General features: G+C 32.8%; 12 protein-coding genes. All 12 read right to left on the bottom strand.

The genetic code is table 11. The features are described 5' to 3' along the window. Positions 1-74: 74 nt before the first annotated feature. The 12 genes from FEF17_RS04535 to FEF17_RS04480 all read right to left on the bottom strand — a co-directional run bounded on the left by FEF17_RS04535 (position 75) and on the right by FEF17_RS04480 (position 14,824). Positions 75-1,121: a proline iminopeptidase-family hydrolase gene (locus FEF17_RS04535; RefSeq protein ID WP_139001168.1), complete on the bottom strand. Its 1,047-nt coding sequence runs from the start codon at positions 1,119-1,121 to the stop codon at positions 75-77. Between the two features lie 99 nt (positions 1,122-1,220). Next, positions 1,221-1,769, bottom strand: a complete 549-nt coding sequence (locus FEF17_RS04530) for a hypothetical protein (protein WP_139001167.1) — start codon at positions 1,767-1,769, stop codon at positions 1,221-1,223. Positions 1,770-1,915: 146 nt separating this feature from the next. Next, on the bottom strand, positions 1,916-3,442 hold the full coding sequence (locus tag FEF17_RS04525; RefSeq protein ID WP_139001166.1) for a serine hydrolase: 1,527 nt from the start codon (positions 3,440-3,442) through the stop codon (positions 1,916-1,918). Between the two features lie 187 nt (positions 3,443-3,629). Continuing rightward, complete coding sequence (locus tag FEF17_RS04520; RefSeq protein ID WP_139001165.1) at positions 3,630-4,148, bottom strand: hypothetical protein; 519 nt, start codon at positions 4,146-4,148, stop codon at positions 3,630-3,632. A gap of 235 nt (positions 4,149-4,383) precedes the next feature. After that, positions 4,384-4,812, bottom strand: coding sequence for an acyltransferase (locus tag FEF17_RS04515; protein WP_139001164.1), 429 nt, complete (start codon positions 4,810-4,812; stop codon positions 4,384-4,386). 170 nt (positions 4,813-4,982) lie between these two features. Further along, complete coding sequence (locus FEF17_RS04510) at positions 4,983-6,179, bottom strand: serine hydrolase domain-containing protein (RefSeq protein WP_139001163.1); 1,197 nt, start codon at positions 6,177-6,179, stop codon at positions 4,983-4,985. Positions 6,180-6,325: 146 nt separating this feature from the next. Then, positions 6,326-7,258 carry a sterol desaturase family protein gene (locus FEF17_RS04505; protein ID WP_139001162.1) on the bottom strand — a complete coding sequence of 311 codons (933 nt, stop codon included), beginning with the start codon at positions 7,256-7,258 and terminating at the stop codon, positions 6,326-6,328. A 241-nt stretch (positions 7,259-7,499) separates the two neighbouring features. Next, positions 7,500-8,294: a cation efflux transmembrane domain-containing protein gene (locus FEF17_RS04500; protein WP_139001161.1), complete on the bottom strand. Its 795-nt coding sequence runs from the start codon at positions 8,292-8,294 to the stop codon at positions 7,500-7,502. Positions 8,295-8,465: 171 nt separating this feature from the next. After that, a complete protein-coding gene (locus FEF17_RS04495; protein WP_139001156.1) occupies positions 8,466-9,140 on the bottom strand; it encodes a hypothetical protein in 675 nt (224 codons plus the stop codon). A gap of 199 nt (positions 9,141-9,339) precedes the next feature. Continuing rightward, a complete protein-coding gene (locus FEF17_RS04490; protein WP_139001160.1) occupies positions 9,340-12,525 on the bottom strand; it encodes a type ISP restriction/modification enzyme in 3,186 nt (1,061 codons plus the stop codon). Then, positions 12,522-13,562 (bottom strand): DNA cytosine methyltransferase, encoded by a 1,041-nt coding sequence (locus tag FEF17_RS04485; RefSeq protein WP_170180963.1) that lies wholly within the window; start codon positions 13,560-13,562, stop codon positions 12,522-12,524. Before FEF17_RS04485 ends, FEF17_RS04490 begins: the two co-directional genes overlap by 4 nt. Beyond that, positions 13,559-14,824, bottom strand: a complete 1,266-nt coding sequence (locus FEF17_RS04480; RefSeq protein WP_170180962.1) for a DNA cytosine methyltransferase — start codon at positions 14,822-14,824, stop codon at positions 13,559-13,561. Before FEF17_RS04480 ends, FEF17_RS04485 begins: the two co-directional genes overlap by 4 nt.

The following is a 14,824-nucleotide window of genomic DNA, read 5'->3' as shown; positions in this document are numbered from 1 at the left end:
AACTGAAAAACCGCGAGGATTTTCAGAAGTAAGCGAGAACAAGCAATTACTTATAGTCATTATTGTGGTTCATTTTAATTGAATTTTCCATGATCTACATCTTTAATAAATCTTATTACCGCTGGGAAAAAAGTTCCAGGGTCATCAAATTGAGATAGATGACTACCGTTGGTAGTAATGCTGCGACCATTTTGTACTTGAGATGCCATCCATTCCATATATTTTGGATCCATAGTATCATATTTAGCGCCTAACATTAAAGTTGGAATTTTAATTTCTTTCAGTCTGTCGGAAACATCCCAATCGCTTAATGTAGCTTCATCAGTAATACCAAATTCACTCGGTCCTTGCATATAGACGTAAATTTCTGGGTTGAGATGTTCAAATAAGAGGTGAACTGATTTTGGCCATTCTTCTAAAGGTTTGCGTAAAATATGCTCAGTATAAAAATGTTTCATTAAGAGCTCTTCGTATCTCGGATTAGCATAATCTTTATTGGCTTCAATTTCTTTTATTTCTTTCAGAACATCATTAGGTAGTTGTGGTCCTAATACTTCTTGTGCATATTTATTGTATTCGGGAACACTCGCCACCATATTTGAGACTATTAACGCTTTTAAATTATCCTGATATTTTAAAGCATATTCCAAGGCTAATATTCCACCCCAAGACTGACCAAGTAAATAAAAGTTGTCTTTATTTAGATTTAAAGCTTTTCTAACTTGTTCAACTTCTTCGACAAAGTGTTCTGTAGTCCATAGTGTTGAATCATTAGGTTTGTCACTATAGTAGGAATCGAGTTGGTCGTAATAAATATATTCAATTTCTTCATTTGGTAAGTAACCATCAAAATTTCCAAATTCTTCATGAGTTCCTCCAGGACCACCATGAAGTAATAATACACGCATTTTTGGATTATTCCCCATACGTTTTGTATAGACGTTAAAAGCGCCTTTTGGTGTTTCGATTGGAATCATTTTAATTCCACCAGTAACCTGGTCATCATTATTGGAATAATCAAAGTAACTACTCTTATCTGTTGTGTTATTGTTATTTTGCTTATCAACACAACTCATAATGAGAAGTAGAATAATAAGTGCAGAAAATGTTAAATATTTCATGACTGTATTTATTTTGGTTAGTGTTTTATTTAATGAACCACAACGTCTAGTATATGAGGCGTTTTATGGCTTATATACATTGTTGTGCATAGTTTTAATTTAGATAATTCTAATATGAAGGATTTGATCTGACAATACCAAGATTGAACTAACAACCATTATAATTATAGTTGTCCACATATTAAATTTCCAACTTAATTTATACTTGTTTGAAATCTTATAAACCAAAAAAAATAAGATCATACTTACAAGTATAGATATTGTAAAAACTCCTAATCCAAAGTATTCACTTATTCTTCCTTCATCATTGGGATTGATGAAATTCATCCCTCCTGCAAGCAACCTCATGTATAAAGGAGTGAACAAGAAGGGGTAAAATGACTTACTCCAGTTTCTTTTAATAAGAATCATAAACACAATTACTGCTTGCATAATAGTGATTAAAGGTCCCGAAGCTGAAACATAGATATTATGCAATTCAGTATATTTTTGACCGGATATTGGTGATACTGTGTTTAGTGTCAAAACTGATTCATATCCAAGTGATTCACTTGTAATCCAATGTGTAAATTCATGGATAATCCAGGTAAAAAATACAGCACTTATACAAGCTAAAAGATATTTCCAAGTTATTTTCTGATCAGTCATATTTCATAAATTATGCACAACGGTTTGTGTATGATTAGTTGCGGAAAAGGGCGTCAGTCATTTTCCGCTGTATTGGCAAGTTAATTAATTCAAGTGAATTTCCGATGAGGAAATTCCGCAGCAATTAATTATACACGGTGTTATACTCAGTTTTTATTTTTCAAAACATTCAGTTCTCCAAAATCAACATCCAGTAAATTTTCTTGATCGAATGAGAAACCTAATATTTCTCTTTTAGCACTAAAATTGAAAGTTAAAAACCCATCAGGAACGCGAATGTCATACCAATCGATTTTAAAGGTGTCAAAATGCCAATGTTTCAATTTCCCTCTGAATACTTTAGTATGTGAAAACGCGATTTCTAATTCATTTTCACCTATTTTCTTTATAAGTATTTCACCATACATCTTATCGGTATATTTTCCAGTATAGTCTTTGATTGCCAATGAAGGGTTAGTATTTATAGATCTTGAAATATTTTTTGAAGATGCTCTTTTTTCTTTAATGTTATTTGCCCGCCATTCTTTTACTCTAGAGTAAAAATTGTCAGAGAGAGGTTCATTAAGAAGCTCACTCAATAACAATGCTCTCAAGAAAAAAGTTGATGGTTCTTTCGAGGTGTTTGTAAGTATGATAAACCCCACATTCATGTCCTTTATCATTACCAACTGAGCGGACATCCCGTCAATTCCACCACTATGTTCTATTATCTTGTGCCCATTAACTGGCGTGAGCCACCAACCGAACCCATAGGAAGAAAATTCATTTTTGAACATTCCTCCATCTGCATAAATAATTTGTGGCTTAAAAATTTCCTTGATAATTTTCGGACTAACCACGGTGTCATTATCAATTACTCCATTATTCAATAACAATTTCATATAATTCGACATTTCAGTTGCAGAGGAATAGATGAATCCACCAGGTGCAAGATTGTCTCCTTTTTCTTGAATTATTGCAACTTTTTTATATTCTTCATTCCAAATATGTGGCTGCGCGAGATTTATGTTAGCTTCTCGTTCCTTAGAGAAAGATGTGCTGTTGTTCATTTTAAGTTTGTCAAACACACGTTCTCTTAGGAAATCATCCCAGGATATTCCAGAAACTACTTTAACTATCTCAGAAGCAATAACGTACATAACATTTTGATATGCTGGCTTTTCTCTATAGCTTGACTCAGGCTCCAAATATTTGAGTCGTTTTATTATTTCTTCCCTAGAATAATCTGAGTGATACCAAAGTGTTCCACCACTGACATCTTTAAGACCACTTCTATGTGTAAGTAAATCTCTAATTGTAAAATTATCTGTTACGTAAGGGGCATACAATTCAAAATAGGGTAGATACTCTTTAACTTTATCATCCCAATTAATTTTTCCTTCATCAACTAAAATTCCCAACGTTAGGGCAGTAAAAGATTTAGAAATCGAACCTATTCCAAAAAGAGTGTTTTCATCAACTTTTCTTTCTTTTAGTATTTCCAATTTTCCATACCCTTTGGAAAATATTACAGAATCATTCCTAATGATACCTATCGAAAGCCCGGGAATTTCGAAGTCTTTTATTACTTGGTCAATTTGTAAATCAAGTGAATCTAATTGTATTTGTTGGGCGAATGAAGTAGAGAATAATAATAACCCAATTATGGAAAGGATGTTCATTTTGATTTTCATATTTTTTGTAATTGCGTATAACGTGTTTGTGTATGATGTCGTTGCGTGTTTCAGCAACTAATTTAGCAAATACAAACCGAATAGAATCCCGATAGCTATCCGGACGCAAGGATTTTCGTAAGTAGGCAATACCCAAGCAATTAATTATAGACGTCGTTACCTGTAGTTTGCATTACTATTATTTTCATTAATTCATTTTGAAGAGATCCTTAGGTTCAAAAGGGCAGGCTTCTAAATTTTGCATATTCTGAGACCAAGTTACACTTGTGATTTTCCATGTATTATTCATTAGAATTAGAGACCAGTATTCAGTTCCCCAATTTTGAATTTTTGAATTAACATTGAAACTGTAGTCAAATGATATAGTTGCAAATTCATTTAGCACATCTATTTTAACGTTATAAAATTTTTCTTCACTTCCATCTTTCAATTCTTCAAAGAAAGTCTTGTAATTACTAGTTTGAAATGTGAAATCAGGTTTTTGTTGAAGCACTCTTTTTTTAGTCTCTCCTGTTATAATTGCTGCCCAAGTAATAGAATCATGCAAAAATAAATTAGAAAATTTTTCAAAATCATTACGCTCTATTATTGATACTCTAAAAACATCAATTACTTTTTCCAATTCCACGTTAGAATCTTTAGTTGTTTGAGCATTTATAAAAAAGAAAGAAAGGAAAAAGCTAAAAAATATTAATTTGATTCTCATAAAAGTATATTTATTTAAACATCTATACAATGATGACGACAAAGTCTGAAAATTGTAACTTAAATTGAAATAATAGATTATTCTTAATAATTATTTGTAGAAATTATGATATAGTTTTAAATATTTAATATCATTCTCAGAATTACAGGTAACGGTTATATATAAAATTAGTGTTTTACATTGATTTTATAGGTTGTTGTAATTAGTTTATTCATTTTAGCAATTCTCCTTTGTTTTAGATTCTTATTTGGTAAGCTAGAATTAAGCAACCTAATATGATAGCTATGTTTATACCAGCTCTAACAATCCATGGAAATTTTGAGTAATCAATTTTCGCATAGTCACTTAAAATTACACCAAGACCCATAAATAAAAACCATGGGGTTAGAAGTAGGATAAATTTCCATTTTAATAACATGATAACAAGGTCATGGATAAATCCACAAACAATAAAAGTCATTAACAGGGATATTGCTTGGGGTAAGATGAGTTTAAGGGGTTTGAATATATATTTCCCTAGATAGAAACCCCAGATTGGATTCCAGTATTGCCAAAATATTGAAAACTTTCCCGCTCCCAGAGAACGATTCAACATATTACGAAGTGAATGACTGTTACCCAAAGGCACACCATTTCTTCTTTTTACGTAATCAGATAAATTCAAATTAACAGTTTATATATTCTGTGCTTTAATTAATTACAACGGTTTTGTGTATGATTTCGTTGCGTGTTTAAACACTAAAGTTAGCAAATAAATCACAGATAGAAAGTCCACGAGGACTTTCGTAAGTAGGCTATAACTAGCAATGAATTATACATATTGTTGGCAAATCGTTATTTAGTGTTAAGACTATTGTAAACTTCTTTTTCGAATAGACGATAAAAATCAAAAGATACTTTATCATTGAAAGGAAAAAGCTGTGTAAAATATACTATGGCTATCCCTTTGTCATTATCCAATGTGTAATAAGAATTAGCCATTCCAGCCCAATAGGCAGAACCTTTGGTTCTGATCAACTCGTCCTCATTATTTTCAATTGCCCATGATAACGAATAAACATCAGAATTATCGGGGAATCCACCCAATATATCAACCATACCACCTTCAATTACATTATAACTTAACGTTAATCCATTGGGCAGTTGATTTTTGAACATTAACTCAACGATTTCGGGTTTTAAAATTTGACCACCATAATATTTGCCATTATTCTTAATGCATTCAAGAAATGTTAAATAATCCTTTGGTGAACCAAACAAACCGCCACCTGCGTTATATTCAGCAACTGGTTTAGTTGGAATACGAGAATACTCTTTAAAACCAACTGAGTCTCGAATTCCCCAAGAAACAATATTTTCTTTCAAATTTTCAGGAACATTAAACCAAGTGCTATTCATTTTTAAAGGCCCAGTAATATTTTTTCTTAAGTAAGTTTCAAGGTCTTCACCACTTATTTTTTCAATAACCTTTCCAACCCAATCTAAATTCGTTCCGTATTCCCATTTTTCACCACTTTCGAATAATCTGGGCAGGTCAGCATAATTCCATCCTGTTTTATCAAATTTTTGAAGGCGTTCGTCCAAGAAATCATATCCAAATCCAGCAGTGTGGGTTAATAAGTTTCTCAAAGTTATTGATTTATTAGCTTTAACAAGTTCTCCATTTTTGGTCATAATAGGAATAGATGTCATTTCAGGCATAAGTTCGTCTAAAGGGTCATCTAGTCCAATTAATCCTTTTTCAACAAGTTGCAATGCGGCAACAGAGGATATGGCCTTTGTCATTGAAAAAATCCTAAAGATGTTGTTTTCATTTATTGTGTCTTTCCCTCCCCAAATTGATGGCCCAAACGCATACCAGCTTATTTTTCCTTCTCTGTTACTACAACCCATAAGCGCAGCAGGAAGGTTACTTTTTTGAAAGTAAGATTTCAGTGGTAATTCATTAATTACAACATTGCTTCCTTCTTTTTCAGTTTTGCATCCAGCTAATATTGAGATGGCAATTAGCGCAAATAGTAATTTTTTCATAATTGAATGGTTTTGGTTAGTTTAATGTTTGCCAACGTGTTTGTATAAGAATAGTTGCGGTTTTGTGTGCAAGGATTTTCCGAAGGAAAATCAGACGTAACAAAACTGCAACACCCCTTGTTTAAGCACCAATCTAGCAATTATTTTTATACATTGTTGGCAATAGTTCTTTTTTTATCGATTAACTTTTCTTGCAATTCTTTACTTGTTTCTGTGCTTCCGTCATGACTCCACCCTGGACGATAAAAGACATACTTTAAGCGAATTTGTAAACTCAGATGTCTTTTATTTATAAAAAAATCTTTTAAAATTGAATTCCATTCGTGAAAAATAATATTAAATAAACCCGTGCTTTTTTGGTTTTCTGTTAATCCAAATTTTATTTCTTCATAATCTTCAGTCGTTTTCTCAGCTTGAAATGTGCCAAATATCTTGTCCCATATGATTAAAACCGTACCTAAGTTTTTGTCTAAATACATAATATTTGATGCATGGTGAACTCTATGATGGGATGGTGTAACAAATATTTTTCCAAAAAAACCAAAATTATATTTAATAAATTTAGTATGACAGAACACTCCATAAATTTGACCTAATGCATAAGCAAACATAATATGCAATGAAGGAACTCCCATTATTGCCAATGGAATAAAAAATAAATATCGATAAAGAGGCTGAAAAACAGAAGAGCGAAACCCTGTAGTTAAATTATAGTATTTAGAATTATGATGAGTTACATGTACCGCCCAAAAGAAACGAGAATGATGATCAACATAATGTTGGATGTAATATAAAAAATCTTGAAAAACAAAAACAAAAACCCAGTAAATTAATGTTTGATTTTCCCACGTTAATAAATGATGTTGATAGAAAAAACCTAAAACAAATAATGAAATAACTTTCATTATTAAATCAAGTCCAATATTTATTGCAGCAAAATATACGTTTGTAAATGTATCTTTAAATGTATAATTTTTTTTCTGGTAATAGTAGCTTACAAGAATTTCAAATATGATAATAACTGCAAAAAATGGAGTGCTCCATTTATATAACACTTCTTGATTTAGTAAACTATCCATATTTATTATATTTATGTAATATTAAGTATTATATATAAGTGTAATATAAATGTTTATATTTAAGTTATGCTTGATAAATTTATAGATATAATTAATTATTGCCAACGGTCTCGGCTATGAGTAGTTGCGTGAAAATCCGCAAGGATTTTCCTATTAAGAAACCAAGATAGCAAAAGTGCGAGGATTTTCGAAAGAAAATCCGAAGCAATGAATTATAGCCATTGTTGTGGTTAGTGTTTATTTATTTACTCAATTTTAAAATTCTAAATGCTCCTTGAATTACCAAAGCAAAAACGATTGTTCCGATAATCAAATCAGGTTTGTTTGAACTTAACCAATTTACCAAAATTCCTGCGATTATTACTCCCAAATTGATAATCACATCATTTGAAGTGAAAATCATGCTCGCTTTCATATGAGCCTCTTCTTTGCTTTTTGACTGTTGTAAAATGTAAAGGCAAATTCCGTTTGCAATAAGTGCAAAAATCGAAACGATAATCATTGTTGAAAAATCGGGAAGTTTCTCGTCTCCGAAAAATCTCCTTAAGACTTCCACAAATCCAATAATAGCAAGTGTTATTTGAAAATATCCAGCAAGTTTAGCAATCCGTTTTTTTCTTGTCAGAGTTGCGCCAACCGCAAAAAGACTGATTCCATAAACGAAACTGTCGGCAAGCATATCCAAACTGTCAGCAACCAATCCCATTGATTTTGAAATGAGTCCAGTAGTCATTTCAATGAGGAAAAATGCAAAGTTAATTCCAAGTACAGTCCAAAGTAGTTTTTTCTGGTTTGCGTTTTCAATAAATTCTGTTTGGTCGGTTTGTTCGGTCGAGATTTTCCTTCCGCCTAAATTCAGTTCTAGAACGGACTTTTCAATTTGGTCGATTTGTCCGCTGTGAAAAACAGTCAGTTTTCGGTTCGGAATGTCAAAGTCCAAATTCGCAATATTTGAGATTCCGTCCAATTTCATTCGGATTAGATTTTCCTCGGAAGGACAATCCATTTTGGTAATCTCAAATATCGTTTTGTTCATTCACTTTCTCGGTTTTGGGACATTAACCACAACGGTCTAGTATAACTGTCTGTTACGAGTTAATATGCGTTAATTTTCGGTTTGGTATAGACTTTAGCAATTCCGAGTGGATTCGGATGTGGTCGAATCCGCCGTAATTGCGGTTATACATTGTTGTGCATTGGCTCTTATTCAATTCTGTAGTTTTAAGTTTTTGGTATTAATTTTTCCGCTACTAATTTCCACATCATTAACTCTGTAAAAAAGTTTACCATCTCTTAAATTTAGGCCTGCTCGTACAACTCCTTCATATCCTTCACTAAAAAGAGCTACAATATAAAAAAAGCTCGTTTCCTTTGTGTTGATAGTTTTTTGTAACGAAACTTGTTTTAGAAATATGCTATCCAAAACAGCTTCCAAATCAGATAGTCCATAATCTGACAATGACATTTTATCAATATTCATTTCCTCTTTTGGAAGAAATATTTTGAAATAGTCTGTTGGTGAGGATTGAAGCTCGAATGAAGAGGAAGGAATCTCAATGGATAGTTCAAAGGAATTATCTGTTTCATTAATTATTTGAGTCCAAAAAATACGATAATTATAGTTCTCTCCATTAGGGTCAGTATATTTCATTCCTCCCTTTGGTAAACCATTCCGTATTATCAATTTCTTACCTGTCTCAGCATATTCATATTCAGTATCAATAAACTTTGTATAGTTGACGGTTTCCAATTTTTGGTTTTTGACACTATGTGTTGATTCCAGTTTAGTTGTATCAACTAAATCAGGTGTTGACTTATTTGCTCGTTTACAGGAAAGAAGTCCTACAATCGCAATTGTTGATATGATAATACTTTTCTTCATTTTTTCCGAATCGGTCAAGCTTGTGCACAACGGTCTGTATAAGATGTCGTAGCCATCCCGCAGGGTGGCTATGCATTTTATACCTTGTTGTATGCCGTTTTTATTTTATTCATTTTGTTTTCAGCGTTGGAAAAACATACTCTTTGACAAGTTTTGGCTCGAGTGGTTGGCTTTTGAGCGACTTGGCAATGTGTATGTTTTAGTTAGGGCTAAATAGTTCATTGGATAATACTTGTTCAACTTCTAAATCTAATTCTACAACTTTTTCAATATATAAGGAGATTTTGGATATCAGGGTTTCAAGCTCTAATAATTTGTCGACCTGAAGGGACCTTCTATAATATTGGAATGAATGCATTTTTAACCATTCTTTTAAAACACTATAGCCAGAAATTTCAAAATCAATAACGTCAGAAGCAATATCTGTATATTGTTTTACTATCCCCCCAGACTCATTTTTCAAACATATTGTGTTTTCCTCAAAACTATATTTGTGATATAAAACTTCGTTTTCCTCAATTGTGATATCAGGAATTGTGTAGCTTGATTTTTCAATATTTGCAAGAGTACTTCCAAATTCTGAGACACTAGTAAAAAGAGACTTATCCTTTGTTATAGGAATTTTGGGCCAGTTACCTGCTACACCAAACAAGGCTCCTTCAAAAGAACTCAGATATAGATTAGAACTCAATAGGGCATATGAGTAAAATGTTAAAAGTGTAATAATTTCATCTTGAGGCAAATCAAATTCAGTAGATAACATATTAACGAGAACTGGGTTTATGTTATTTTGGTTCGCACTATTCCATTCTCCCTTTCGTTTATATTCTGGGAAAAAATTACAGAATACTCGTGCACTACCTCGTTTGCTTAAATCATTGTCTGGTAGATTCCAACAGAAGGATGCAAATTTGTGAAGATTATCGCCAAGGTCTTCAGGAGCAGGGGAAACTATAAATCCAAAAACTCTGTCATCTGAGTAAGCTGCTCGAACTTCAGGACGAACCCTAGTTCCACCGCCACCTAATTGTTGTAGTTCAGTTAATAACTCATCATTTAGAATTACGCTTGTTTCTAGGAACGGTCTATATGAGTAATTTTCGATGTTATTCGAATTTGCAGCTAATCCAAGTTTTGATCTAATGCCTTCAGTTATTTTAGATTGATTTGGGATTTTACGTTGGCCACTATACCATCTTGATTTAATATTTTCAAAATCATTTTCAGCCCGAGAAATGAATTTTGATCGTCTCTTTAATTGACCTGATGAAGCATGAACCAATAGATGTGTTGGTGCCAGTTTTAAACCTGAACAATGTCTAAGAAAGATACCTGTATCATTTGAATCTGTAATTGGCCAGAACAAATTATAGGCTTCCTTATTAAATTGCATTTTAGGTTTTAATGAATAGTCATCTTGGTCTAAGTCTATTCTTTCCCAATCTTCTAATCGAATTTCTGTCTGATTGAAAAAATCAACTTTGTCAGATTTAGATAAATGAGTAATTGAATTGTAATTAATCAAAGCGGGGGTAGAACTAGCCTCCTTAAATGTTGCAGCAAGAATTAAACGACCTTGTTGAGTGTCAAATAGATTAATATCTTCAGTTCCCGTTCTAAGGTCGCTGTCAAAGTCCAAAACCCAAATTTCATTGAACTTTTCAATAAGGAATTTTCTTGCAAATTTATACGTTGGATGTTTCGAAAAACTTGAAGGAAGAATTAAAACAAAAATAGATGGAGTGCTTTTTAATGCTCTATCTGCAGTCCACCTTAGGAATTTTATAAATTCATTTGATAATTGCTTTTGTGTGTTCTGCCGTGAAGTTCTATTATTAGCATCAGGCCTAAAATCATTTATGAGAGCTTTAATTATTTCTCCCTCATTTTGAATTTGGAAAATTGAATCTGATGAAGGAGGGTTACCAATAATTAATGTTAATGGAGGCGTAGCTAAATGGTAAGCTTCTTCCTGTTCTTTTACAAGCATTTTGCTCAAATCATTAGTATCCTCTGAATCAGGGTCAGTATTTAATTCAAAAAGGGAATCACTTAGTGTATTTGTAAGTTTTATTTGAACGTTTTCAGGATAAGCATCATTGATAATACTCATTCTATATTGAGCCAAAGCGTAAGGTGCTGGAAGGATTTCAAACCCAATTAATTCGACTTTATCGTTCGGAGTTATAACATTTAAAATTGCTTCAATGAATGTTCCTGTCCCACAACAAGGATCGATTATTTTATTCCCAGTAGTATTGAGGTCAACATTAGGGATTGATGTTTGTATTAATCTCTTGGCAAATTCTACTGTATAAAATGCTAAAACTCGAGGAGTATAGAAAGCCCCGTAATCAAAGCGAGTCACTGGGTCATACTTCGATAAAAATATTTCATAAAGTTCATGAAAATCTGGAGCCACCACTTGACTATCGGAAAGTTGAATATGAGCTAATAATCTTCTTAAATCGTCATACCATAACCCGAGCCTACTTAAGTCAGAATTAAGTTCTGATTCTAGCCCTTTCACTAGGGTTTTAAAAGGTATTAAATTATTAGTGTATTTTTCATCTAATACAGAAAACCAAAATTCATGAATTCTATCATATTTAATTTTAGGCGTCTCTAAATCAGAGTTGATTATCCTATGTGCATACAGTAAACCAAAAGTTAATACTTGAGAAATAAAACTTGAAAAGTTTAATTCATCACCTAAAGTTCTGTCATGATTTGATGAAGCTGTATCTTTTAGTTCTCTTAATAGGAGTACAGTGTTAAGTTCCGTTTGATTTTCTGTTTCGTCATCTTCTAAATTTAGAAATTCTTGTATCTCGGAGGTTAAAAGTCTTGCTCTTTTAGCAACCTCAGTTACAAGTTGGTTTTCAGAAATTATACGATGCCCAATTTGCCCGAAAAAAGTTAAGAAAAGTGTTTCTAATTCAGTATTTGGAATCAGGTTATTCCAATCAATTGGTTTTTGACATGCTGAATAATTTACCTCTTCACCATTTGGTTTGAAAAGAATAAAGTCTATTCCATCAGTTAATAGGACTGGATTCCCGAGTGTTAGATATTTTTCTACCTGATTCCTATAAGCTTCCTTATTTATAGGATTCTGACTATCAATCCCTTTGGCTTCAACGTATCCATATACGCCCATAGAATCTTCATTATGAAATCTCCAATCTGGTCGTCCAAGTTTATTTTGGTTTTTGGGCTCAGGAATCGTTACTATTTTTGAATCTATTGCACTAGCTGTATTTTTAAAAAAATTATCTAAACTTGTCCTGAATGATAGTTCTGCTGTAGTTTCTCCAGATTGACTTGCTAATACTTCCTGATGAAGTTCAGATAAATAATTAGTTAGGGTTTGACTAAAATTCATTTTAGTGCCTTTATTAATTCTTTTCCAACTGCAACCGCTAAATTCACAGGTACAGCATTACCAATTTGTCGAGCTATATCCACTTTATTTCCAACAAATTCAAAGTCTTTAGGGAAGGTTTGGAGGAGAGCTCCTTCTCTTAAAGATATAGTTCTATTCTGCTCTGGGTGCCCAAACATACCTCTTGTGAAACTATCGAAACGAGCTGTTATTGTTGGTGCTACATCATCCCATTTCATTCTGCCGTAGACATTACGATGGCCAATTTTTTCTGCACCTGCCTTATGGCAATCGGCCAGAAGATGGTCAGGTAAAAAAGCCATTCCCTGGCCTTCTTTTACATATTTAATTCTTTTGACATTGATGTCAGATAACTTATCGCTTCTATGATGCTTAATATCTGGATGTTCTTTCCCGTCTTTTGGAGTGGCAGGTAGATGACCAATTGTATCTCGAACACTTATTTTTTTTGTGCTTGGTTTTGGATATGAGAATTTTAATGGTGAATTGGATTTTCGTTCACCAACAATTATTACTCTTTTTCTTCTTTGTGGAACTCCATATTCTTGAGCGTTTAAAATGTTTTTGTGAATATGATAGCCATTCTGTTCTGCATAATTTAAAGCATCTTCAAGTATTTTTTTTCCTCTTTTTCCATTTAATCCAGGTACGTTTTCTAAAAGAAAGAATTTAGGGGATAACGCGATCATTTTCTCGATAAATACAAACACGAAATTATTCCTGTCATCTTGATCCGACCCAATTCTTTGAATTGAAAAGCCTTGACAAGGAGGACCTCCTGCAAATAAGGATAATTCACCTTTTATTAGCCCTAATTCATTCATTGTTTCAATAGGATCAAATTCTCTTATATCTAGTTCCTGAATTTTATGATTGAAATATTTCTTATTTAGCAACTGAGTTTCTACAGAACATCTGTCAATATCAAAACTATAAAGGAGATCAAAACCCGCTTTGGATAACCCCAAGCTTAAACCACCAGCACCAGAAAATCCGTCTATACATGTAAAGCTCATAATGATATCGTTTCTGAAATTGATTTACTTGTATATAAACTACTTACAGGTGATGTAATTGACTCAACTCCGCAATCATTAGATTTAATTTCATTAGATAGGGCTCTTATTATTTGAGAAGCAATAGCAACTGATAATAAAGGAGGAACCGATTCTCCAATTTGTTTAAAACAATGATCTAGGGAGCCTTGAAAATCGTATGAATCAGGAAAGCTCTGAATTCTTGCAGCTTCTCGAATTGTTAATCCTCGATTCTGTTCAGGATGAATGAATCTGCCACTTGCTGGGTTTCTAGAATATTGAGTTAATGTAATAGAGGGTTTGTCCCAATATAATCTACCATAAACATCAGAAAACCCATTCACTTTATCAAGACACTTTGGACCAACACCTGATGGTCTATTCCCTCCATCTTTTGGTACTTGTGTGATTGTTTCTATAGTACTTGATTTGTGTTTTGCACTTTTATGAAATTTATCGATCAATGATACTTCACCAGCAGCAACTTTAGGCAAATCATATATAGCATCTCGCACAGTAATGAACTGTTCTTTTTCAAGAAGCGGAATAGGAAGTTCAAATTCCATTTTTGATGCAATTATTATCGCTCTGAATCTTGCTTGGGGAACCCCAAAAGAAGCAGAATTATATATTGTTTGCTTTACGGTATAACCGTTTTCTTCTAAGATTTTCCTTGCTTCATCATAATGCTCCCAATATTTTTTACCCAATATTTCAGGAACATTCTCCATTACTATAAAGTCTGGATGTAGTTTTATTGCTGTATCAGTAAAAGCCCCTATTAGAGTGTTTCTTTCATCATCTTTGTCCCAGTTTTTCTTTCTGTGAGCTGAAAAACCTTGGCATGGGGCACAGCCTATTACTACTAAAGGTCGAGTTTTTATTTTTGGTAAATTAAATTCCTCTCTTATAAGTTTTACTCCATCTTCATTGCATAAATCTTTTATGTCTTTATTTAATGTTTTGCATTTAAAGTTGGTTTCATAAGAGTCTAATGCTTTTTGATTGATGTCTACAGCACCAATAAGATTAAACAGTTTTGATTTTCCGATAGCTGCAAACCCAAGAGACATACCTCCGCAGCCAGAAAAGAAATCAATTACATCAACAGAACCAGTTGATTTTTTTTGCTTTGGGGTCCATTTGTTTAAGTCCTTTTTAGCCGTTTTAAATGTTTTCGTGAAGCTCGATAACTCTTGATCAGAGAACACTTTTTTTATTTCGGAATTGATGTTTGCCAT

This window comes from Hyunsoonleella aestuarii (assembly GCF_006148925.1).
Classification (GTDB): domain Bacteria; phylum Bacteroidota; class Bacteroidia; order Flavobacteriales; family Flavobacteriaceae; genus Algibacter_D; species Algibacter_D aestuarii.
This window is presented reverse-complemented; position numbering and strand designations above follow the sequence as displayed.

Excerpts from the sequence above, each read along its gene's own strand:
- FEF17_RS04495 (WP_139001156.1), bottom strand. The coding sequence starts at position 9,140 with ATGAAGAAAAGTATTATCATATCAACAATTGCGATTGTAGGACTTCTT.
- FEF17_RS04525 (WP_139001166.1), bottom strand. The coding sequence starts at position 3,442 with ATGAAAATCAAAATGAACATCCTTTCCATAATTGGGTTATTATTATTC.
- FEF17_RS04500 (WP_139001161.1), bottom strand. The coding sequence starts at position 8,294 with ATGAACAAAACGATATTTGAGATTACCAAAATGGATTGTCCTTCCGAG.
- FEF17_RS04535 (WP_139001168.1), bottom strand. The coding sequence starts at position 1,121 with ATGAAATATTTAACATTTTCTGCACTTATTATTCTACTTCTCATTATG.
- FEF17_RS04520 (WP_139001165.1), bottom strand. The coding sequence starts at position 4,148 with ATGAGAATCAAATTAATATTTTTTAGCTTTTTCCTTTCTTTCTTTTTT.
- FEF17_RS04505 (WP_139001162.1), bottom strand. The coding sequence starts at position 7,258 with ATGGATAGTTTACTAAATCAAGAAGTGTTATATAAATGGAGCACTCCA.
- FEF17_RS04530 (WP_139001167.1), bottom strand. The coding sequence starts at position 1,769 with ATGACTGATCAGAAAATAACTTGGAAATATCTTTTAGCTTGTATAAGT.
- FEF17_RS04485 (WP_170180963.1), bottom strand. The coding sequence starts at position 13,562 with ATGAGCTTTACATGTATAGACGGATTTTCTGGTGCTGGTGGTTTAAGC.
- FEF17_RS04480 (WP_170180962.1), bottom strand. The coding sequence starts at position 14,824 with ATGGCAAACATCAATTCCGAAATAAAAAAAGTGTTCTCTGATCAAGAG.
- FEF17_RS04510 (WP_139001163.1), bottom strand. The coding sequence starts at position 6,179 with ATGAAAAAATTACTATTTGCGCTAATTGCCATCTCAATATTAGCTGGA.
- FEF17_RS04490 (WP_139001160.1), bottom strand. The coding sequence starts at position 12,525 with ATGAATTTTAGTCAAACCCTAACTAATTATTTATCTGAACTTCATCAG.